Here is a 20,704-nt window from a genome sequence, read left to right as displayed (position 1 = left end):
GCTGGTGTATCGTCTACGGCCCGTTGCGCCCGAACCTTGAGCCTTGCATGGAAAATTCAGCCCCGCCGGCGGTAGCCTGGCCGCTTGCTGCGGTCGATTCCCAGCGCCCGGAAGACCCGTTGCTGGATTGTCTGATCTTCCTGACCCGCCTGCATCAGCGGCCAAAATCCGCGCAGGCGCTGACCGCCGGTCTGCCCCTGCAGGATGGCTGCCTCACGCCGGCGCTGTTTGCACGTTCGGCGGCGCGCGCCGGGATCAACGCCCGCCTGGTGCGTCGCCCGCTGGATGCCATCAACGCCGCGCTGTTGCCGGTGGTATTGCTGCTGCACGAACGGCGAGCCGTGGTGCTGCTGGGCTGGCAGGCCGACGGCGCGGCGCGCATCGCCGATCCGGATACCGGCATGGGCGAGGATATCTGGCCGCGTCAGCAACTGCTGGATCAGTACGCCGGCAGCGCACTGCTGGTGCGGCCCGCGCCGGTGTTCGACGAGCGCAGCGCCGACCACGGTGCGCTGCGCTCGGGGCACTGGTTCTGGGGCACCCTGCGCAAGCTGTGGCCGATCTACGGCGAGGTGCTGCTGGCGGCGTTTCTGGTGAACCTGTTTGCCCTGGCACTGCCGCTGTTCACCATGAACGTCTACAACCGGGTGGTGCCCAACCGCGCCGTCGAAACCCTGTGGGTGCTGGCCATCGGCGTGGCAGTGGTGGCGCTGTTCGATGTGCTGATGCGTTCCCTGCGGGCGTATTTTCTGGACGTTGCCGGCAAGAAATTCGACGTGGCGCTGTCGGCGCGCCTGTTCGAGCAGGTGATGGGGCTGCGCATGGAGGCCCGCCCGCGCTCGGTTGGCGCCTTCGCCAACCAGCTGTCGGAGTTCGAGAGCTTTCGCGAGTTCATCACATCGGCCACGCTGACCACGCTGATCGACCTGCCGTTCGCGCTGCTGTTCCTGGCCGTGATCGCCTGGATCGGCGGGCCGCTGGTATTCGTGCCGCTGGTGCTGATGCCGGTGGTCATTCTCTATGGCTGGCGGGCGCAGGTGCGCCTGCGCGACCTGGTGCAGCAGAGCATGCGCCAGGCCTCACAAAAGCAGGCCACGCTGATCGAGACGCTGACCGGTTTCGAGACCCTGCGCAGCGTCGGCGCCGCCGGACCCATCCAGCGCCGCTGGGAGCAGGTGGTCGCCAGCATGGCGCGCCTTGGCATGCGCTCGCGGCTGCTGTCGGCGTCGGTCATCAACGTGGCCGGTCTTGCCGTACAGCTGTCATCGCTGGGCATCCTGGTCTACGGCGTGCATCGCATCATCGAGGGCGATCTGAGCGTCGGCGGCCTGATTGCGTGCGTCATGCTGGCCGGTCGGGCGCTGGCGCCGCTGGCGCAGGTCGCGGGGCTGTTGGTGCGCTTTGACCAGTCGATGGCGGCGCTGCGCTCGGTCAACCAGATCATGCAGTTGCCGGTGGAGCGTCCGCCCGAGCGCAATTTCCTGCACCGGCCGGTGCTGCAGGGCGCGATCGAGTTCAGCAACGTCAGTTTCAGCTACCCTGGCCAGCAGATCGCGGCACTGGACAATATTTCACTCAAGATCGCGCCCGGCGAGCGGGTGGCCGTGATCGGTCGCATCGGGTCCGGCAAGAGCACGCTCGAGAAACTGATCCTGGGCCTGTACGAGCCGACCGCCGGCGCGGTGCTGCTGGACGGCATCGACCTGCGCCAGATCGACCCGGCCGACGTGCGCCGCAACATCGGTTATGTGCCGCAGGACGTGACGCTGTTCTTCGGCAGCCTGCGCGACAACATCGCCCTGGCGGCGCCGCAGGCCGATGACGAGACGATCCTGCGCGCGGCGGAACTGGCCGGCGTGATGAGCTTCGTGTCCCGCCATCCGGCCGGTCTCGAGCAGCAGATCGGCGAGCGCGGCGAGGGCCTGTCCGGCGGTCAGCGCCAGGCGGTGGCCATCGCCCGCGGCCTGCTGCTGGAACCGCCGGTGCTGATCATGGACGAACCGACCAACGCCATGGACAACTCCTCCGAAGAGCAATTCAAGAACCGCCTGCTGCCGCTGCTGGATGGGCGCACGCTGCTGCTGGTGACGCACCGGGCCTCGCTGCTGTCGCTGGTCGGGCGGGTCATCGTCATGGACGGCGGGCGGATCGTCGCCGACGGCCCCAAGGAGCAGGTGCTCGAAGCCCTGCGCGGTGGTCGCCTGACCGGGCGGCCGGCATGAACTTCCTGCGCCGCCGCTGGGCGGAACTGCGCCTGCTGTGGCGGGACGTCGACCGCGACGACCTGGACTACATGGCCGACACCACGGCCGTGGATCTGGATCCCGCCCACCCGGCCGGGCACATGATCCTGCTGGCAGTTACCGTGCTGCTGGTGGTGGGCTTGGTGTGGGCGGCCCTGGCCCAGGTGGACGAGGTAACCCACGCCGAGGGCCAGATCATCCCGTCCAGCCAGGTGCAGATCGTGCAGAACCTGGAAGGCGGCATCGTGCAGGAAATCCTGGTCCGCGAAGGCGACGTGGTGGCCAAGGACCAGATCCTGCTGCGCATCGACGACACGCGCTTCGCCTCGTCCTACCAGGAAGGCCGCCTCAAGTACCTGGCGCTGCTGGCGCAGGTCACGCGCCTGACCGCCGAGACCGAGGGCAAACCCCTGACCCTGCCGCAGGAAATCGAACAGGAAGCCCCGCAACTGGCCGAAGACGCGCGCCGGCTGTACCTGACGCGCCAGCAGGAACTGGCCTCCAGCGTGCAAATCCTGGAACAGCAGCGCGACCAGCGTCAGCAGGAAGTGTTCGAGATGCAGTCGCGTCTGGGCCAACTGGAACGCAGCAACGCCCTGCTGCGCGACGAACTGGACCGCACCGCGCCGCTGGCGGCCGAGGGCGTGATCTCGGAGGTCGAACTGCTGCGCCTGAAGCGCCAGGTCAACGAAGTCCGCGGCGACCTGGACGGCATCCGCCTGCGCCTGCCGGCGGCCCGCTCGGCGCTGCAGGAGAGCCGCGACAAGATCGAGGACGTCAGGATCAAGTTCCGCACCGAGGCCCAGGGGCTGCTCAACGACGCCAAGGCAGAGCTGGCCGCCACGGCCCAGAACAACACCGCGGCGCTGGACCGGGTCACGCGCACCTCGGTGCGCTCGCCGGTGCGCGGCACCATCAAGCGCCTGAAAGTGACCACCGTCGGCGGCGTGGTGCAGCCGGGCATGGACCTGGTCGAAGTCGTGCCGCTGGAGGACAGCTTGCTGGTCGAGGCCAAGGTCGAGCCGCGGGACATTGCCTTCCTGCACCCCGGCCAGCGCGCCATGGTCAAGCTGACCGCCTACGACTCCACCATCTACGGCGCACTCGAAGCGACCCTGGAGCACATCAGCGCCGACTCGATCACGCAGGAGGACGACAAGGGTGGCGAGCGCAGCTTCTTCCTGATCCGGGTGCGCACCCTGGACCGCGGCTACATCAAGGATGGCGACTCCCTGCCGATAATTCCGGGCATGACCGCCACCGTCGACGTGCTCACCGGCCGCAAGAGCGTGCTGCACTACCTGCTGCGGCCGATCAACCGTGCCAGGGAGCGGGCGCTGCGGGAGCGTTGAGGAAACGCTGAAGTATTCGGCGTTTCCCGCAGCCCGGGGATGCGGGCGCTGGGAAATCCAGGATGGATTTATTCAGCGCTTCCTTAACAGACTCGACAGGGCGCGTTTTTGACGATAACGACATCACGGATTCAAACGGTAGATTCGCGGCATGATCATTCTGGCCAGCAGTGACGCCGCCGTTCGGGAGCGCTGGAGCGGCGCCGTGGCGGACGGGTCCGCGTCGGCACAGCACAACGTCGAGTTGGCGGCCTTGCTGGCGCTGCATCCGGCGCCGCTGCTGTTGCTGGATCTGGAGCTCGCCGGTCTCGGCGGCATGGCCGCGGTGGCGGACCTGATCGGCCGCCATGCCGGCTGCCGGACGGTGGTCATGAGCCGCAGCCCGAACGAGGACGAGGGCATCGCCGCCCTGCGCGCCGGTGCCCGCGGATATTGCAACCTCTACATCGACCCGCGGCTTCTGACGAAGGTCATAAGTACCGTGCAGGCGGGCGAAGTCTGGGCCGGTCGCAAGCTCATCGACCGCCTGGTGCAGATGATCATCAGCAGCCCGGCGCCGCGCAGTCCCTCGAACATCGACACGGCGGCGTTCGATGCGCTGACCCCGCGCGAGCGCGAAATCGCCGTGCTGGTCGGGGAGGGCGTCAGCAACAAGATCATCGCGCGCCGGCTCGACATCACCGAGCGCACCGTCAAGGCCCACCTGGGCGCCGTGTTCAGCAAGCTGGGCATCCCCGGCCGCCTGCAGCTGGCCCTGCTGGTCACCGGCCGCGCCGAGCGCGCCAGCGCCGCGCGAACAGGGCCGCACTGACGCCCCGCCGCTGGCCATCTCGCGGCCGTGCGCTCCCGGCTATGCCGGGCGATCATCGCGCTGTAGGAGCCCGGCTCCGCCGGGCGATGGCCAACGCTGCGTATCCCCCTGTAGGAGCCCGGCTATGCCGGGCGATCACCACCTACAACCACACTGCGTACCCCCCTGTAGGAGCCCGGCTATGCCGGGCGATCACCACCTACAACCACACGGCATCCCAGTGAGGATAGTCCCCGATATCCCGCACCAGCCCTGCGCGCAGCGGATTGGCCACGATATAGCGCGCGACCGCACGCACATCATCCTGCCGGCGCAAGGCCCGATCATGAAAGCCGCGCTGCCACGCGCCGCCGCCCAGCGCCACCGACACGGTCGCCTTGTACAGGCGAACCGCTTCCGAAACCGTGCCGCCGTGATTCAGCTGCGCCAGCCAGTGCACATGGTCCGGCATGACCACGAAGGCCAGGGTCGTCACCTGGGCAGCGACCGGCGGCGAGTGGAAGGCGCGGACCGCCTGACGGGCGACCGTCCATTCGGCAAACCGGGGCGCCCTGTCCACCGTAACCACCGTGAGGAGGTACACCTGTCCCGATAGCGACCAGCGGCCTTTTCGCAGATCCCGGCCGTGTGGAGACGTGCTGATGCGGTCCATGCCTGATCTGAGCGCTGGCGCAGCGAGCGATGCAGAAAAGCCGCGCGGCATTTTTACCTGCGGTGGGCGATCATCGCCGCATTCTTACCTGCCGGAAACGAAATTATCGCGCGCGACGGGTGGCGAGATGACAAGCAATATCATCCCCCTGTAGGAGCCCGGCTCCGCCGGGCGATCGCGCAGCGCAGCTGCGCTCCCACAGGCCGATCATCGCGCCGTAGGAGCGCGATCACCCCGCATCCTGCTCGCGCCCCGATTCCGCAACCCAGCAACCCCGACCAAGGAGTTCACCGAATGAGCACCAACCCACCCCTGACGCGCCCGCGCTCGGTCCAGGAAATGCTCGAACGCGTGCAGCACATGATCACGCCGCAGAGCATGGGCCGCGCGCTGGCCTTCCAGCCGCGCCCGAGCGACGTGTTCATCGCCACCTTTCCCAAGAGCGGCACCACCTGGCTGCAGCAGATCGTGCACGGCCTGCGCACCGGCGGCGACATGGAATTCGACGAGATCACGCAGGTCGTGCCGTGGCTGGAGACGGCGCTCGATCTGGGCCTCGACATCGACGGCCCGCAGCGCGCCCAGCCGCGGGCCTACAAATGCCACCTGCCGTGGCCGATGATTCCCAAGGGCGGCCGGTACCTGGTCGCCGTGCGCGATCCGGGCGACGTGCTGGTGTCGCAGTTCCACTTCTGGAACGGCTGGTTCTTCGAGGCCGGCAGCGTCACCGTCCAGGACATCGCCCGCGACCTGTTCCTGAACGAGATCCTGCCGTTCAACTACTACCGCCACCTGCAGACCTGGTGGCCGCAGCGGCGGGAACCGCACACCCTGATGCTGTGCTACGAGTCCATGCTGGCCGATCCCGAGGCCGCCGTGCGGCGCATCGCGGGCTTCATCGGCGTGCCGCTGGACGGGGCGCTGCTGCAGCGGGTGCTGGACCAGTCGAGCGTCGAGTTCATGCGCGCCCACGCCCGCCAGTTCGACGATCACCTGCTGCGCGAGGCGCGCGACGCGGCCTGCGGCCTGCCGCCGGGCAACACCGGCGGCAGCAAGGTGCGCGCCGGCCGCGCCGGAGCCAACACCACCGAACTGACCGACACCGTGCGGGCCGCACTGGACGCCGCCTGGCAGCAGCACATTGCCGGCCCGCTGGGCATTGCCGATTACGCCGCGCTGCGGCGGGCGCTGGAGACGGGCGCCTGAGAGCTTGGGAAAAAACCTTGTAGGAGCGCAGCTTCGCTGCGCGATGATCGCCCGGCACAGCCGGGCTCCTACAGCGCGATGATCGCCCGTGTGGGAGCGGCGCCCCCGCCGCGAATCCGGAGCGCGATCGCTGCGGCCAACCGATTCGGCCCGAGGGCGGGCCTCCCACGGCCGTATCGGCACAACCTTGCGATGCCTTCCGGCGACCCGCATGATTACAAATCCAAACCAACAACTTGGATTTGTAAAAAATGATCCCCCGCCAAGCCGCCAGTACCTTGCAACGTCTGGCCAAGGGCTTTCCGATCCTCGCCGTGACCGGACCGCGGCAATCGGGCAAGACCACCCTGTGCAAGGCGGTCTTTGCCGGCAAGGCCTACGTCTCGCTGGAAAACCCGGAGCAGCGCGAATTCGCCGAACGCGACCCGCGCCGGTTTCTGGCGCGCTTCAGCGACGGCGCCATCCTGGACGAGGTGCAGCCAGCGAGGGTGGGCAAAGCGCAGCGTGCCCATGCGGATCGCCCTGCCTGACGCCGCGGCCCTGACACAGCCCGGCGCTGCTGCCGGGCTGGCTTCAATGGCAGCGACGGGGAGGGAGCACGTGGGGCGCTCGAGACAGGGATCAAAATTAAATAAACCTTTCGTGGCGGTCGTTGTTTTTGGAAATCGTAGACGCTCGCTGTCATGCCATTTGATACCAGCAAGTACCGGGTATTGTTACCCGATTTCCCAAGGCTGATTGGATTGTCGAGTCAGATCGCGGCTGCCGTGCGTCACGCTCAAGACGAACAGGTGGTGTTCTTCGACATGGTAGATGATCCGGTAGTTTTGAAAAATAAGTTCGCGCACGTTGTCGAGGTCGGCTTCCGGCACCTTGCGCCCGATCAACGGAAACTCGCACAGCTTGCGCACGGCCCCGATGATGCGCTCTGAGAACTGCCGTGCGTAACGCGGCGAGTCCGCCGCGATGTGAGCGCGAATCTGTGCCAGATCATCGCGCGCCGGTTGCGACCACTCAATTTTCATCGCCGAGGAATTCGCGTTCGATCTGTTCATGCGGAATCGTGCGGCCTTCCCGCACCGCCTGCAATCCCATCTCGATTTTCTGCTTTACGTACATCTCGTAAATGACATCGTCCCACGTTGCCTGATCCGGCAAATGGTCGATCAACTTCTTCGCCGCTTCTTTTACGTTGGCCATATGGACTACCTCGTTGTGTTAACACGCCTGCACCAGCGTTTCACCTCATGCTTGAACAACACGCCGCCGATCCGCTCCATGATGACGGTTTTCTCCTTGACGGACGGTTGCAACGCTGCTTCGAACTGAGGCCGCAAGACACCTTCGCTACGGCGCGAACTCACTGGGCTCGAACAACGAACCCTCAAGGCTGGAGTTTAACGCCCAGGCAGCCAGCGGGTGGGTAAAGGCCATAAGGCCGTGCCCACGCGGTTCTGACGAGGTTTCGATGAGCCGCATGCGGCGACCGGCGCCGTGTCCGCGTGGGCACGCTGCGCTTTGCCCACCTACGCTGGCTGCCCGGTCAGGTGCCCCCGTGGGAGCGGCGCCCCCGCCGCGAATCCCCGAATCCAGCATTCGGCCCGAGGGCGGGCCTCCCACAGGGTTTTCCCGTGGGAGCGGCGCCCCCGCCGCGAATCTTCAGATCCAGCATTCGGCCCGAGGGCGGGCCTCCCACAGGGTTTTCCCGTGGGAGCGGCGCCCCCGCCGCGAATCTTCAGATCAAGCATTCGGCCCGAGGGCGGGCCTCCCACGAGAGTTTTTCTGTGGGAGCGGCGCCCCCGCCGCGAATCTTCGAATCAAGCATTCGGCCCGAGGGCGGGCCTCCCACGGCTGCGCCAGGCCGTCACCCGTCGTCCGGCGTTATTTCCAGCAGTCGGCGTCGGCGTAACTGCCGGTCGTGTTGTTGCCGTTCTGGTTGACGGCAAACGTGCGGCAGCGGTCGTTGGCCTGTCGACCGATGGGCTGGGCTTCCATGTTGTAGGCAGTGGCGCTGACATTGGCTACAGGGAAGATTCTCAGTCTGTAGTAACCGTCGTTCGAGGTGCTCGGCCAGTTCAGGTCAGCTAACGTGGTGGTGTACCTGATATTGCTCGCCCGCCACTTCTCCTGCTGCAACTGCAGTGCGATCAACGCCCGCTTGGCGTCGGCCCGCCGCGCCTTGCGGGCGTACTCCTGGTACGCCGGCACGGCGATGGCGGCCAGAATGCCGATCATCGCCACGACGATCATCAACTCGATCAACGTGAAACCGCGTGTGCGTGTGTGTCCGTGCATACTCGTTTACCCTGCTTTCCGACCAACGGCGCCTGTGCCCCGACGAACGGTGTCAACCCACCGCTCCGGGTGCCGATACATGGTCATAGAATCGGCTGCGACCGAAGGGAGTTTAGGCGGTGCTGAGAAAAAGTTTCGGATTCACGCTGATCGAGCTGCTCGTGACGGTGACCATCATCGGCATTCTGGCCGCCATCGCCGTGCCGGCGTACACCAAGATGCTGGAGCGCAACCGGCTCAAGGGCGCGGCGGAGAGCGTCTACAACGACCTGCAACTGGCGCGGACCGAGGCGATCAAGCGCAATCAGGACGTCACCGTCACGTTTTCCGGTGCGGGGCCGTCGACGACATGGGCCTACGGCTCACGAACTGGAACCACCTGCGATCCTTCCGTGCCCCTGAGTGATGCAAATGCGTGCCAGCTTTACTATCGAGACTCGGCCGGTGATCTTCAGCCGGAAAATGTGCTGCGAGTGACTCAAAGCACCGACTACCCGGGTGTCTCTATCAAGGTCACTTTTCAGGCTGCGACGTCGCCAGCGGTGGCTTTGCCAAGAGCTGAATTCGAGCCCCATCGTGGAACAGCGGATGTGGCGGGAACCGCATGCCTTGTGCTCAAGAATGACAAATTGCAGGTGCGCGTCAGTCCGCTCGGGCGGGTTCTCATTTGCACTACCACTGGCATGCCGGGATATCAGCCATGTCCATCAACATCTCCACCTCCCTGCCCATGATCAAGAGCCTAATGCGTCAGAATCTCCGTGCCCGGCCGCAGCGGGCACGCTCGGCCGGTTTCACCCTCATCGAACTGATGGTCTCCCTGGTGCTGGGGCTGGTCGTGATCGGCGGCGTGATGGGGGTGTTCATGAGCACCTACCAGGCCAACGCCCAGAACATCAAGGCCGTGCGCCTGAACGAGGAAATGCGCGCCGTCATGTCCCTGATGACGCGGGACATCCGGCGGGCCGGCGTGCGCACCCTTGCCTGGCAGCCGTCCCTGTTGGGCTCCGACAATCCGTTCTCGACCGCCCCCACTGCTGGCATGTGGACGGTCAGCAACATGTCCGGCGTGGCCGCCAATTCCTGCGTGCGGCTCGCTTATAGCGTCAGCACCGGTGACGGCACCGCTGATGACGATACCGCTGCGACTAATCGATTCGGGTATCGGCTCAACACCGCCGGAGAGATTGAGACTTACAACCACACGGGGACTTGGAGTTGCGGCGGTGGCGGTTGGCAGCCCGTCACTGACGGAAACATTGCCTGGGTGCGTAGCCTCGTCTTCACCACCACTACCGAGCCGGGCATGTCGGGCGTTGCGGTACGTACCGTCATCGTCAACCTGCGTGCCGCCACCCACACTCGCAGTCTCGACCCGAATAATGCAACGACAACCGCCGACTGCACCAACATCGACGTCGTCTGCCGTCAGTTGGTGGAAAAAATCCGCCTGCGCAACGACGCCGTTCTGTAACCCGCCCGGAGCACCGCCCATGCACATCCAGAGCTTTGCGGCCAAAGCCCACCAGCGCGGCGTGTCCACCCTGGTAGTGGCCATCGTGCTGCTGATCGCCGCCACCTTCCTGACCTTCTTCGCCGCCAAGGTGGGCATTCAGGAACAGCGCATGTCGGCCAACGAATACCGGCACAAGGAAGCCTTCGCCACCGCCGAAGCCGGCCTGGACCGGGCCAAGGCATTCCTGGCTGCCAACCGTCAGGGGTTCTCGGGCTGGGGCTGGACCGCCTGTGCCGGCACCGAGACCACGCCGCCTTGCGGCGATGGCACGGCCAACCAGTTCGGATCTGCTTGGTCCTGGGTCAACGTCTACACGTTGAGTGGCGGCGACGCTCTGAGTGGTCTGACCTGGGACTCCGCCGACGGCCCGTTCATCCTGACCCAGAACGACGGGACGCCCATTACCGCTACGACCAGCTTCCAACCGGTCACCTTGGTGGCGCAGGCATCCTCTGCTGACGGTACCGGCCGCGCCGTGGTGCGCCAGAGCATGTCGCGCTATTTGATCGCCCAGCCCGGCCCGGTGCCGCCACTGATGGCGCCGACGGTGCCGTTGGGGGCAACTTCACCGTGGTCGGCAACCCCAACCACGACCTCGACATCTCGGAGGTCAATCTATCCAACTGTGATGACCTCACCGGCAGCGGGCAGATGCTGTCCATCTGGTCCGAGGATCCGCTCCCTTCGAGCGGCACATGGCAAACCTGTGGATTTGGCTCTTTCCGGGACGGGCCTTCGCCGACCGACACCCGCTGTATCGGCCCCGATATCGTAGACCCTGCGACGGACGACACGCCGACCTGGAACCAGTGCGTATGCCAGGTCAATCCCGCCGAGAAAAGCCCCTACAGTGGCAATGACGTGGGGGTCAACGATGATGTCGTCGACAACGATCCCAATTTTCCCGGCGACATATTTGCCTACGTCTTCGGGCGTTCCAAGGCGGCGGTCAAGGCCAGCGCCGCCTCTGCAGGCAACGTCATACCGAATTGCAGTGGTCTGAATGCCAACTCGACGGGTCTTTTTTGGGTGACTGGCGATTGCAATCTGTCCAACAACCAGGTAATAGGCAGCCGTTTCGCGCCGGCTATCGTTGTCTTTGAACAGGATGCGCACTTTCAGGGCACGTCCCATTTCTGGGGCTTGATGGTGGGCGCGGATATCGAGCGCTCTTGCAGCGGCGGTTCCGGAGATCCTTACTACGTGTCACGTCCCGGCCGATTATTTGGCCTTCGATGAAACAGCTCCGGTTTTGAAGCGTACCAGTGCTGAAGCGCTTGAGCCGGAGTCTGGGCGTTCAGTGCCTTCTGCGGCAAGTGGTGGTTGTAGAGCGTGACATAGCGGTGCAGGGTCTGCTCCAGGTCCTCGCTGGACCTGAAGTGGTGCGTGCGCAGCAGGTCCGCGATGCGCCCGTTGAAGCGCTCGACCATGCCATTGGTCTGCGGGTGGCGCGGGGGCGTCAGACGGTGCTCGATGCCCAGTTCCTGGCACAGGCGATCGAACTCATGCGTCCCGGTCGGGGCCCGCGCCCGGCTCCCGAACAGCCGGTCCGTGAACTCGGTGCCGTTGTCGGTGAGCAGGCGCGTGATGCGCACCGGGCAGGCCGTGGCCAGGGCACTGAGGAAGGCGCGCGCCGAGCGCGCGCTCTTGTCGGCTTTCAGGGCCACGTAAACCCAGCGGGTGGCCCGATCGATGGCCACGAACAGGAACCGGCGCCGGTCCTCGTCGGCCATCTGCGGCAGGTACTTCACGTCGACGTGCACAAAGCCGGGCACGTAGGTCTTGAAGGTCTTGCTGACCGCTTTGTCCGGCGCCGGGCGCAGGGCGCGCAGGTTGCCCACGCCGTGGCGGCGCAGGCAGCGGTCCAGCCCGGAGCGGGACACGTCCGGACACAGGAACTCGCGCGTCACCGCCAGCAGGTCGTCCAGCGGCAGCAGCAGGGCCCGGCGCAGGTAGACCACGATCGCCTCCTGGCCGGGGGTCAACGTCGTTTGCAGGCGGTGCGCGGTGTGCGGCCGGTCGTAGACATCCGGGCGCCGCTTCCATTTGTAGATCGTCGGCTCGGTGACGCCAAAGCGGCGGGCCAGCACCGCCACCGGCTCATCACTGGCCGCGATCTGCGCCCGCACGTGGGGCGTGGTGCGGGCTTGTTTGTGCAGTGCAATCAGCATGCGGACACCTCCCGATCAACCGCTTTCCCGTCCCCTGCCAGCTCCCGGAACACCTCGCGCGCCAGCAGCAGCGGGGACCGAGACGGAACTATATGATGATCCGGGATGGAACAACTACGTCGGCGGAACCTGCACCAGCGTCAGCCCTAATGCGGCGGATATTCAGGGCACGTTTACCCTGCATGGCGCGATGATCGTTGAGGGCGAGGTCGACGGTACCGGCACCTATAACGCGGTCTACGACCCCTGCGTTTTTGCAGCAATCGGTGAGGGCACCGATTTCGATCAGTACGGACCGATCGCCGGTAGCTGGAACGACTCCATACGGTAAGCCCACCCGAATCCCAAGGTAACGCGCCATGTACGTGAACACCCATCGCCTGCAACGCGGGCTGTCCCTGGTCGAGGTATTCGTCGCACTGCTGGTCCTGAGCGTCGGCCTGATCGCATTGGCCAAGCTGCAAGTGGACCTGGTGCGCGGCAGCAGCGACGCCCGCGCCCGGACCATCGCCCTCAGCCTGGCGGAAGAGAAAATCGAAGACTTGCGTACCTTCGTCAAGACTGACAGCGTAGTCGCATGGACTGCCGCCGCCGCGCAGAGCCCAACCTTCGAGCCGGCGTGGTCGCATATCGATACCAGCAAGGGCGGGCGCTTGGCGCCTCAAACCGCCCGGCAAGTAGCCGGCGTGAATTTCCAGATTGATTGGACGGTGAGCGACCTGGACTTCACGGCTTCCATTCCTCCGCCACTCATCACGTCCCGTACCAAAAACGTCACGGTAACCGTGTCATGGGTAAACGAGTCTGGGGATACGCAAGAAGTTGAAGTGCTTTCCAACATCGTCGAGATTCCACCCGGCAATGTCGCACTGGCCTCCGAGCCGCTGGATGAGCGGCCGGATGGGCCGCAGATTGCCTACACGCCGGGCGTCGCGCCGGAGATCATTTCCGTACCCATCGACACCGGCACCGGCAAGCGCGAAACCACTAAGCCCCTGCCCACCGTGATCGGTAATTCCGGTAGCAATTTGGTCCGGTTCGATGTTGTCAACTACCACCAGGATGGTTCGCGATTCGTGGTGGACAAGCGTGAAGAGTTCGTGACCGTGAACTGCACCTGCGCGTTTGCAGCGGATGGTCTGGCGCGCACTCCGGCTCGCACGGTGTTTCAGAATGGCACCATCCGGGACGTGCCGGGCAAGGTCGTAACCAAAACGCGCGGGGTGGATACCCAGACTGGCGTCAACGCCCAGCCGCTGTGCCAGATCTGCTGTCGGGATCATCACGATTTTTCCGACGGCGAGGGAGATCATTTTTTCAATCCAAGCGATGACCCGAGCGATCCAAGCGATACCCCGCCGCATGTCCATTACCGCATGAGCGTCAGCAACACAACGCCGGTGTCGCCCACCAGTATCGGCGCCGTTTACGACGAAGCCTGCCGCTTGAAACGCGTCAACGGCGTGTTCCAGGTGTTCAAGGACTGGAAGCTGGATACCCTGACAGTTTTGCCGGGAGACTTTCTTACAAATCTTGAGACGCAAGAAGATTATGTCAACTATGTCAAGGACTACGTAGAATACCGGGTGATGGGCGGCTCGGAGCCGGCAAAACCACCCGGGCGGGACACATCCGTACGTAGCGGCGCAAACAAACAGCTTTTCGCGCGTGCCCTGTACGTCGAAGTCCCAGACGGGCTGGCGAGCTACATCAATGAGGACCCGAGCAGGCAGTTCGAAGATTTTCTGGACCGCGTCCCGTTCTACGACCTCAACCTGACCAAGCTCGCCGACTGGTCTTCCCGAAACCGCCCCGTGGTGCGCGTAACCAGCACCGCTGTCAGGACCGAAGCGATCAATCAGGACGCATACAGCCGCGGCAGGGCAGAGGGCGTGCCATACGATACGAGGACGACTCCGGTATCGGGATCGACGGTTCCGGTAGACGTGCGGCTCATTGCCTCGCTGCGTATGAGCAATACCGGGGTGACCTCGACGCCGCCCATCAGTCCGAACGAGGACGAGGGTCATTTCCGTGACACACCTCCGCTTGTGTTTCCTACCGGCGGGGCACCGGCGAATCGGCAGCTCTACTACGCTACTACCGTGGACCCGGCGTCGGAGCCGACGCCGCCGCTCGAACACCGCGACGACTCGGTTTTCGTAACGTACCTGCCCCCCGGCTCTCCGGGTATTTCCGGCGACATCTTCCCGTCCTCGAACGTGACCGCTGGCAGCCCGCAACTGCTGATCACCTCGGTCCGATTCGCAGGCACGTCCAACGGCGCATGTACGCTGAACGTGGTCGGTGCGAGCGTGGACTACACCTGTATCGTGCCCTCGGGTTGGTCAGGCCGTATCGAGTTCAGTCCTTCAACGCTCACTTATTGTGGAATTGCAGACTGCTCGCTTTCCCTCCAGCCATACAGCAGTATCACTGCCTCGCTTCTCGGACAGACTGTGTGGGTAGAGGAGTAGCAAACGCAGCCTGGATGCAGCGCAGCGGAATCCGGGATTCTTTAACCGCCGCGGGATGGGTGAAGGCCGCCAGGCCGTAGCCCATCATCCGGGGCCGGGCACAGGTCCGGCTACCGGCTCCCCCTCCCCACAGCACGCCCCATACCCCCGGCGTCGTTGCGAGGCCGCGCAGCGGCCGCGGCAACCTTGCCTTGCCTGCATGCGGGCAGCGCCGACGCAACGCATAAAGGCAAGGCCCTCACGTCGCTGCGCTCCTCAGGGCGACGGGGTGGGGGCGCCCCGCGTGGGACGCGTGGTGCTGACGGTTGGCCTGGTTTTGGGTTTGTGGCAGCAAACGTAGCCTGGATGCAGCGCAGCGAAATCCGGGATTCTTCAGCCCGCAGCAGGATGGGTGGAGGCCGTCGTGGGAGCGGCGCCCTCGCCGCGAATCCCCCGCCATCCCGTTCGGCCCGGGGGCGGGCCTCCCACGAGCGAGCGTAGCCTGGATGCAGCGCAGCGAAATCCGGGATGCTTCAGCTGTCTCCCGGTCTCCACAGCACGCCCCATACCCCGGCGTCGTTGCGAGGCCGCGCAGTGGCCGCGGCAACCTTGCCTTGCCTGCATGCGGGCGGCGCCGACGCAACGCATGAAGGCAAGGCCCTCACGTCGCTGCGCTCCTCAGGGCGACGGGGTGGGGGCGCCCCGCGTGGGACGCGTGGTGCTGACGGTTGGCCTGGTTTTGGGGTCGTGGCAGCAAACGTAGCCTGGATGCAGCGCAGCGAAATCCGGGATTCTTCAGCCCGCCTCCCGGTCTCCACGGTACGCCCCATACCCCGGCGTCGTTGCGAGGCCGCGCAGCGGCCGCGGCAACCTTGCCTTGACTGCCTGCGGGCGGCGCCGACGCAACGCATGAAGGCAAGGCCCTCACGTCGCTGCGCTCCTCAGGGCGACGGGGTGGGGGCGCCCCGCGTGGGACGCGTCGTGCTGACGGTTGGCCTGGTTTTGGGGTCGTGGCAGCAAGCGTAGCCCGGATGCAGCGCAGCGAAATCCGGGATGCTTTATTCGCTTGACGGGATTAGCCCGCGTTCCGGGGCGAGTTGCTGTCGTCACCATCGCCGGCGGGCACGGCTCGTATAAAGACCCAATGGCGCCCATGATCGCGACCGGGGCGCCGTGCCCCGGGCGCGTGCCACGCGGCGGCGGATCCGTGTCAGCCGGCTGTACTGCCATCCCTCTGGAGCGGCGGAAATTGGTTCTCCGCTGCCCGGCGAAATGTCTGTGCGGCCAACAGCAGCGCGTCGACCAGCGGCCTGGCTGCGCGCAGCGCGGCCGCCAATTCGGCAAGGTCCGCCACGTATTCATGCACCAGGCGGTTGCGCAGTTGACGCATGGCTAGCCACTGGTCAGGGTCGGCGAGAAGCTGCAGGCGTTCGACGCGGTGCAAGTTGTCCAGCGCCGTGCCGGTTTTTTCGCCGACTGCGGCCAGGAACTGCGGCAATAGTTTGTCGATCAACGTGTCTTGCAGGCGGGAAAACTTGCCGACGAAAGCCTCCATCCGGTCACGGCCTGCCGGGTCTTCGAGCAGGCGACGCAGCCAATCTGCGGTCAGTTCAGGTGCGTCGAACAGTCGCCCGGCCACGTCACGCAGGTGAAAAGCCTCTTTTTCCACCACGCCCAGGGTTTGCCAGCAACGCTGTTGTGCCGGGTTCACAGGGGGATGCCTGCCTGCAGGGCCGCGCGATCGATCGGGCGCAGGGGACTGCCGGCGCGATGGACTACCAGGTCGATGCGCTGTTCGCCAAGGCGACGCTGCAGGGCGGCGTAAAGGCCGAGTTCCTGCGCCAGGGTCTGGTCGATGTCGCCCTCGGCTTCGATGTAGAGGTCGATATCGCCGCCGCGGGCATCGTCATGCACGCGCGAGCCAAACAGCAGCACCCGGGCAGCGGCCCCGAAGTGGCGCTGCACTTCTTCGCGGATGACGGTTTTTTGTACGTCGGTGAGTCGCATGGCGTTGGGAAGATCGGGCGCCGGAAGAATGAAATCGCGGTAAACGTAGCTTAGCAGCCGGTCGCAGGACGGGTGGAGGCCGTCGCGGGAGCGGCGCCCTTGCCGCGAATCCTGCGCCGCCCCGTTCGGCCCGGGGGCGGGCCTCCCACGAACACAAGTCGCGGGATGGGTGAAACCCATTGTAGGAGCGCAGCTTCGCTGCGCGATTGTCTCGGCTGATCGCCCGGCGAAGCCGGGCTCCTACAAGGGAAACGCGGCGCCGGCCATCGCCCGGCACAGCCGGGCTCCTACAAACAAGCGTAGCCTGGATGCAGCGCAGCGAAATCCGGGATTCTTGAGCTGTCTCCCGGTCTCCACGGTACGCCCCATACCCCGGCGTCGTTGCGAGGCCGCGCAAGCGGCCGCGGCAACCTTGCCTTGCCTGCATGCGGGCAGCGCCGACGCAACGCATGAAGGCAAGGCCCTCACGTCGCTGCGCTCCTCAGGGCGACGGGGTGGGGTGAGTACACGTGCCGCGTCGAATGCGGCGGGAGCAGAATGTCGGGCTTCCTGCGTCAGCCACACCGAGAACGGGCTTGAACGGGTGCTATTATCGGTCCTGTCTACAGGACCTGAGGATCCCGGCATGGGCACCAAGTTCTCCGAGGATGTGATTCCGCTGGCCGACCTGAAGGTCAACCCCGGCCGCGTCGTCAAGCATGCGATAGACGCGCACCGGCCTGTGCTGCTCACCAGCCGCGGGCGCGGCGTGGCCGTGGTGCAATCGGTGCACGACTACGAGGCGGCCGAGGAGGAACGTGCATTCATGCGGGCGGTCGTTGCCGGTCTCGCCGACCTCGAGGCGGGCCGAGAGCTGTCGTTGGCGGAGGCCAAGGCGCGGCTCAGTTTGAAGTAGCGGCGTGGCCAAGGTCGCTGTCCGGCTCGCCGAATCCGCGCTGGCCGATCTGGAGTCGATACGGGCGTGGTACGCCGAACAGGGCGTGCCGGAGGTGGGCGAGCGCTTGCTCGGCGAAATCGTAGCGGGCATCGAGGCACTCGCCGATCATCCGGACTTGGGGCGTATCGTCCCCGAGTTCGACCAGCCTTTTCTGCGCGAGCTGATCCGGCCACCGTTTCGCATCGTCTATCGGCGTGACCCGAAGCACGTGCGTGTCGTTCGGGTCTGGCGCAGTGAGCGCCTGCTCGACGTGCCGAACGAAGACGCGCCCTGACGCGCTGATTATGTTTATTATCACACTATTAATGGCTCACCCGCCGCTCGAAGCCCATTGTAGGTGGGCAAAGGCCATAAGGCCGTGCCCACGCGGTTCTGACGAGGTTTCGATGAACCGCATGCGGCGCCTGGCGCCGTGTCCGCGTGGGCACGCTGCGCTTTGCCCACCCTTGGGTAAAGCCCATCGTGGGAGCGGCGCCCCCGCCGCGAATCCTCCGCCACCCCGTTCGGCCCGAGGGCGGGCCTCCCACGAGGGTGATTCGCAGGACGGGTGAAGCGCAATGAATTACTATTATCGATATTTCGTAGTTCAATGGAGTTCGCCATGAGAAGCACCATTACCGCCCGCGGGCAGACGGTTGTACCGGCCCAGATAAGGCGCCGCTTCAAGCTCACGCCCGCGCAGCGCCTGGAATGGGTGATCGAGGCTGACGGCATCCGGGTCATCCCGGTATGCGAGGACCCGGTGCGTGCTTTTCGCGGCCAGGGCAAGGGCGGGGCGACGGCGCGTCTGCTCGCCACCCGCAAGCTGGATCGTGCCCACGAATGAAGCATTACCTGCTGGATACCTCTGCGCTGTTGACCTTGCGCGACGATGAACCGGGGGCGGATCGCGTGGCCGAAATTCTGACCCTGTCCGGTCACGGAAAAGTGCGTTGCTCAGGCTGTTTCATAAGCCTGATGGAGGTGTTTTATCGGGTCTGGAAGGATGAGGGTGAAGCGGCTGGGCGCCTGGCTTACGAGCAATGTCAGTCGCTGCCCATCGAATGGGTACACGAAACGCCCGAGCTGCTGGAGTCGGCGGCTGCGATCAAGGCGCAGCAAGCTCTGTCGTTGGCCGATGCCTGGATCGGCGCGTGTGCGCAGCTGGCGTCGGCGGTGCTGGTGCACAAAGACCCCGAATTTGAACCGCTGACGGCATTGCAGGAAGTGTTGCCGTACAAATAGCCAGGGCAGGGTGGGCAAAGGCCATAAGCCCAACAAATCCGGCTGCCAAGCGTTGGGGTTCGTTCCTCACCCCACCTACGTGGGCTGGCGCCGTGTCCGCGTGGGCACGCTGCGCTTTGCCCACCCTGCGCTGGGTACAGCAAACGTAGCCTGGATGCAGCGCAGCGAAATCCGGGATTCTTCGGTCTCGCAGCCCGCCGTAGAAAGGGTTGATCTCATCGTGGGAGCGGCGCCCCCGCCGCGAATCCTGCGCCGCCCTGTTCGGCCCGGGGCGGGCCTCCCACAGGCAGCCCGAACATTCAATATCCCGCCTGAATTAGGGAAGCGCTGATTTATTCAGCGCTTCCCGCAGCGCAGGGACGCGCTGCCAAAATCAGCGGCGGTAAGCCGCTGATTTTGTGAGCCATCGGAAAACCACGCTTTTCCGATGGTGGGCGCTGAGAAATCCAGGATGGATTTATTCAGCGCTTTCTTAGCCAAGAAATGTCCGCAATTGTTCCGCCAGCATCTGTCGATCCTTATCACTGAGTCTTCCCAACGACCGGATGACGAGCGTGTTCTCAATCGTGGCGATTACGGGTTTCGTGACGGAAGGCTTCAGCAGTCCGGCCTGTTGCCAATCCTGAAGCGGGATGTCGAAACGGTTTTGCGGCCGTAATTGGCTGGTCACCGCCATGGCGATCAGATCAGGCCGCTGCGCGTTGTAGTGCTGCGAACTGACGATAATCGCCGGGCGTTTCTTGGTGGTGGACTGATCAGTAAACGGAAAAGGTATTAAAACGACGTCGCCGAACTCAAAGCGCGTCATAGACAGCGTCGTCCGGGTTCTCCCACACCTTGGCGAAGCTCGACTGCGACGCGCTGGTGGCCGCCCGGACCAGGCCGCGATCCCGATCCTTGTGGCTCAGGAACTCCACGAAGTCCTCGACCTCGGCCTGTCGCTCGGGCGGTAGTCGGTCGATCTTGTCGTGCAGCCGGCGAAGGTGGTTCGGGTGAGTTGCCATGGCTGGGTTCCTCGCGTGCAGTGTGGCATCAAGCGCCTCGTCCAAGAATAGCAAACGCAGCAAACGTAGCCTGGATGCAGCGCAGCGAAATCCGGGATTCTTCAGCTGTCTCGCCCTCCCCACAGCACGTTCCATACCGTCCGTCGTTGCGAGGCCGCGCAGCGGCCGCGGCAACCTTGCCTTGCCTGCCTGCCGGCAGCGCCGACGCAACGCATGAAGGCAAGGCCCTCACGTCGCTGCGCTCCTCAGGGCGACGGGGTGGGGGCGTCGTGCTGACGGTTGGCCTGACTTTGGGGTCGTGGTAGGGTGAATACACGCATTCAAACGGGGTCGACACGTGGCCACTTCAATTCGCCTGGACGCGAAAACCGAGCAGCGCCTGCACTCTCTGTCCGTGCGTACCGGGCGCAGCAAAGCCTTCTACCTGCGTCAGATCATCGAGAAGGGACTGGAAGACGTAGAGGACTACTACCTCGCCGCGGATGTGGTCGAGCGCGTCCGCGCGGGCCAGGAGGAGGTCTACTCCGCCGAGCAGGTGAGAAAAGACCTTGGCCTGGACGATTGACTACACGGGCACGGCCAGAAAGCAACTGCTCAAGCTCGACAAGCAAACAGCCCGGCGCATCGTCGATTTCATGGACGCACGGGTTGCGCCCGCGGATGATCCTCGCAGCACCGGCAGGGCGCTGAGCGGTCCGCTGGGCGGATTCTGGCGTTATCGCGTCGGTGACTGCCGCGTCATTTGCGACATTCAGGATGGCGCTCTGCGGGTGCTGGTGGTGGACATCGGTCACCGGCGCGAGGTTTACCGCTGACAAAAAGCGTAGCCT

Annotated in this window: 26 protein-coding genes and 1 pseudogene; 17 read left to right on the top strand and 10 right to left on the bottom strand. The window is 65.0% G+C overall.

Annotated features, from left to right (window positions below; translation table 11 throughout):
* Positions 1-47: 47 nt before the first annotated feature.
* From PG2T_RS01730 to PG2T_RS01720, 3 genes are all read left to right on the top strand, one after another.
* Positions 48-2,222, top strand: coding sequence for a type I secretion system permease/ATPase (locus tag PG2T_RS01730; RefSeq protein ID WP_068802549.1), 2,175 nt, complete (start codon positions 48-50; stop codon positions 2,220-2,222).
* Positions 2,219-3,595 carry an HlyD family type I secretion periplasmic adaptor subunit gene (locus PG2T_RS01725; RefSeq protein ID WP_068802548.1) on the top strand — a complete coding sequence of 459 codons (1,377 nt, stop codon included), beginning with the start codon at positions 2,219-2,221 and terminating at the stop codon, positions 3,593-3,595. Before PG2T_RS01730 ends, PG2T_RS01725 begins: the two co-directional genes overlap by 4 nt.
* Positions 3,596-3,746: 151 nt before the next feature.
* Positions 3,747-4,406, top strand: coding sequence for a LuxR C-terminal-related transcriptional regulator (locus tag PG2T_RS01720; RefSeq protein WP_068802547.1), 660 nt, complete (start codon positions 3,747-3,749; stop codon positions 4,404-4,406).
* A 199-nt stretch (positions 4,407-4,605) separates the two neighbouring features.
* Here the strand turns inward: PG2T_RS01720 and PG2T_RS01715 are convergent, their stop codons facing one another.
* Positions 4,606-5,049, bottom strand: coding sequence for an REP-associated tyrosine transposase (locus PG2T_RS01715; protein WP_418268529.1), 444 nt, complete (start codon positions 5,047-5,049; stop codon positions 4,606-4,608).
* 303 nt (positions 5,050-5,352) lie between these two features.
* On the opposite strand from PG2T_RS01715, the gene PG2T_RS01710 reads away from it, so the two are divergent.
* Both PG2T_RS01710 and PG2T_RS01705 read left to right on the top strand, forming a co-directional pair.
* Complete coding sequence (locus tag PG2T_RS01710) at positions 5,353-6,264, top strand: sulfotransferase domain-containing protein (protein ID WP_068802545.1); 912 nt, start codon at positions 5,353-5,355, stop codon at positions 6,262-6,264.
* Between the two features lie 251 nt (positions 6,265-6,515).
* A pseudogene (locus PG2T_RS01705) lies at positions 6,516-6,743 on the top strand (AAA family ATPase); the annotation flags it as partial.
* A gap of 237 nt (positions 6,744-6,980) precedes the next feature.
* Here PG2T_RS01705 and PG2T_RS01700 read toward each other — a convergent pair.
* The 3 genes from PG2T_RS01700 to PG2T_RS01690 form a co-directional block, all read right to left on the bottom strand.
* Positions 6,981-7,319, bottom strand: a complete 339-nt coding sequence (locus PG2T_RS01700; protein ID WP_202816393.1) for a type II toxin-antitoxin system RelE/ParE family toxin — start codon at positions 7,317-7,319, stop codon at positions 6,981-6,983.
* Positions 7,279-7,464: a hypothetical protein gene (locus tag PG2T_RS01695; RefSeq protein WP_068802542.1), complete on the bottom strand. Its 186-nt coding sequence runs from the start codon at positions 7,462-7,464 to the stop codon at positions 7,279-7,281. Before PG2T_RS01695 ends, PG2T_RS01700 begins: the two co-directional genes overlap by 41 nt.
* Before the next feature lie 681 nt (positions 7,465-8,145).
* Positions 8,146-8,559, bottom strand: coding sequence for a type IV pilin protein (locus PG2T_RS01690; RefSeq protein WP_068802541.1), 414 nt, complete (start codon positions 8,557-8,559; stop codon positions 8,146-8,148).
* Between the two features lie 119 nt (positions 8,560-8,678).
* On the opposite strand from PG2T_RS01690, the gene PG2T_RS15295 reads away from it, so the two are divergent.
* The 4 genes from PG2T_RS15295 to PG2T_RS16185 all read left to right on the top strand — a co-directional run bounded on the left by PG2T_RS15295 (position 8,679) and on the right by PG2T_RS16185 (position 11,314).
* On the top strand, positions 8,679-9,293 hold the full coding sequence (locus PG2T_RS15295) for a GspH/FimT family pseudopilin (RefSeq protein WP_075968118.1): 615 nt from the start codon (positions 8,679-8,681) through the stop codon (positions 9,291-9,293).
* Positions 9,260-10,033 carry a PilW family protein gene (locus tag PG2T_RS01685; RefSeq protein ID WP_068802540.1) on the top strand — a complete coding sequence of 258 codons (774 nt, stop codon included), beginning with the start codon at positions 9,260-9,262 and terminating at the stop codon, positions 10,031-10,033. Before PG2T_RS15295 ends, PG2T_RS01685 begins: the two co-directional genes overlap by 34 nt.
* 19 nt (positions 10,034-10,052) lie before the next feature.
* Complete coding sequence (locus PG2T_RS01680; protein ID WP_068802539.1) at positions 10,053-10,850, top strand: pilus assembly PilX family protein; 798 nt, start codon at positions 10,053-10,055, stop codon at positions 10,848-10,850.
* 86 nt (positions 10,851-10,936) lie between these two features.
* Positions 10,937-11,314 (top strand): hypothetical protein, encoded by a 378-nt coding sequence (locus PG2T_RS16185; RefSeq protein WP_158513118.1) that lies wholly within the window; start codon positions 10,937-10,939, stop codon positions 11,312-11,314.
* On the opposite strand, the gene PG2T_RS01675 is transcribed toward PG2T_RS16185, so the two are convergent.
* A complete protein-coding gene (locus PG2T_RS01675) occupies positions 11,275-12,246 on the bottom strand; it encodes an IS481 family transposase (RefSeq protein ID WP_068802538.1) in 972 nt (323 codons plus the stop codon). The genes PG2T_RS16185 and PG2T_RS01675 overlap by 40 nt on opposite strands.
* Between PG2T_RS01675 and PG2T_RS15915 the strand changes: the two genes are divergently transcribed.
* Entirely contained in the window at positions 12,245-12,577 is a 333-nt protein-coding gene (locus PG2T_RS15915) for a hypothetical protein (protein WP_145930954.1), read from the top strand. The two genes, PG2T_RS01675 and PG2T_RS15915, sit on opposite strands and share 2 nt — an antisense overlap.
* Positions 12,578-12,605: 28 nt before the next feature.
* Positions 12,606-14,723 (top strand): PilV family protein, encoded by a 2,118-nt coding sequence (locus tag PG2T_RS01670; RefSeq protein ID WP_068802537.1) that lies wholly within the window; start codon positions 12,606-12,608, stop codon positions 14,721-14,723.
* Positions 14,724-15,912: 1,189 nt separating this feature from the next.
* Here PG2T_RS01670 and PG2T_RS01665 read toward each other — a convergent pair.
* The gene (locus PG2T_RS01665) at positions 15,913-16,413 is read right to left on the bottom strand and encodes a hypothetical protein (protein ID WP_068802536.1); all 501 of its coding nucleotides are present in this window, start codon (positions 16,411-16,413) and stop codon (positions 15,913-15,915) included.
* A complete protein-coding gene (locus PG2T_RS01660; protein WP_068802535.1) occupies positions 16,410-16,709 on the bottom strand; it encodes a nucleotidyltransferase family protein in 300 nt (99 codons plus the stop codon). Before PG2T_RS01660 ends, PG2T_RS01665 begins: the two co-directional genes overlap by 4 nt.
* 625 nt (positions 16,710-17,334) lie before the next feature.
* Here PG2T_RS01660 and PG2T_RS01655 point away from each other — a divergent pair.
* The 4 genes from PG2T_RS01655 (at position 17,335) to PG2T_RS01640 (ending at position 18,870) form a co-directional block, all read left to right on the top strand.
* Positions 17,335-17,604 carry a type II toxin-antitoxin system Phd/YefM family antitoxin gene (locus PG2T_RS01655; protein ID WP_068802534.1) on the top strand — a complete coding sequence of 90 codons (270 nt, stop codon included), beginning with the start codon at positions 17,335-17,337 and terminating at the stop codon, positions 17,602-17,604.
* Between the two features lie 4 nt (positions 17,605-17,608).
* Complete coding sequence (locus PG2T_RS01650; protein WP_068802533.1) at positions 17,609-17,920, top strand: type II toxin-antitoxin system RelE/ParE family toxin; 312 nt, start codon at positions 17,609-17,611, stop codon at positions 17,918-17,920.
* 327 nt (positions 17,921-18,247) lie between these two features.
* Positions 18,248-18,472, top strand: coding sequence for an AbrB/MazE/SpoVT family DNA-binding domain-containing protein (locus PG2T_RS01645; RefSeq protein ID WP_068807535.1), 225 nt, complete (start codon positions 18,248-18,250; stop codon positions 18,470-18,472).
* Positions 18,469-18,870, top strand: coding sequence for a PIN domain-containing protein (locus PG2T_RS01640; RefSeq protein WP_068802532.1), 402 nt, complete (start codon positions 18,469-18,471; stop codon positions 18,868-18,870). The genes PG2T_RS01645 and PG2T_RS01640 overlap by 4 nt, the downstream gene beginning before the upstream one ends.
* Positions 18,871-19,206: 336 nt before the next feature.
* Here PG2T_RS01640 and PG2T_RS16545 read toward each other — a convergent pair whose 3' ends face one another.
* The 3 genes from PG2T_RS16545 to PG2T_RS01630 are packed head-to-tail and all read right to left on the bottom strand — an operon-like array spanning position 19,207 to position 19,874.
* Positions 19,207-19,350, bottom strand: coding sequence for a hypothetical protein (locus PG2T_RS16545; protein ID WP_236953279.1), 144 nt, complete (start codon positions 19,348-19,350; stop codon positions 19,207-19,209).
* Positions 19,343-19,678 carry a type II toxin-antitoxin system PemK/MazF family toxin gene (locus tag PG2T_RS01635; RefSeq protein WP_068802531.1) on the bottom strand — a complete coding sequence of 112 codons (336 nt, stop codon included), beginning with the start codon at positions 19,676-19,678 and terminating at the stop codon, positions 19,343-19,345. The genes PG2T_RS16545 and PG2T_RS01635 overlap by 8 nt, the downstream gene beginning before the upstream one ends.
* Positions 19,665-19,874 (bottom strand): DUF2281 domain-containing protein, encoded by a 210-nt coding sequence (locus PG2T_RS01630; protein WP_068802530.1) that lies wholly within the window; start codon positions 19,872-19,874, stop codon positions 19,665-19,667. Before PG2T_RS01630 ends, PG2T_RS01635 begins: the two co-directional genes overlap by 14 nt.
* A gap of 337 nt (positions 19,875-20,211) precedes the next feature.
* On the opposite strand from PG2T_RS01630, the gene relB reads away from it, so the two are divergent.
* Together relB and PG2T_RS01620 are read left to right on the top strand one after the other, a co-directional pair.
* Positions 20,212-20,439, top strand: a complete 228-nt coding sequence (relB, locus tag PG2T_RS01625) for a type II toxin-antitoxin system RelB family antitoxin (RefSeq protein ID WP_068802529.1) — start codon at positions 20,212-20,214, stop codon at positions 20,437-20,439.
* Complete coding sequence (locus PG2T_RS01620; protein WP_068802528.1) at positions 20,423-20,689, top strand: type II toxin-antitoxin system RelE family toxin; 267 nt, start codon at positions 20,423-20,425, stop codon at positions 20,687-20,689. The genes relB and PG2T_RS01620 overlap by 17 nt, the downstream gene beginning before the upstream one ends.
* Positions 20,690-20,704: the final 15 nt, after the last annotated feature.

It is taken from the genome of Immundisolibacter cernigliae (assembly GCF_001697225.1).
Classification (GTDB): Bacteria; Pseudomonadota; Gammaproteobacteria; order Immundisolibacterales; family Immundisolibacteraceae; genus Immundisolibacter; species Immundisolibacter cernigliae.
This window is presented reverse-complemented; position numbering and strand designations above follow the sequence as displayed.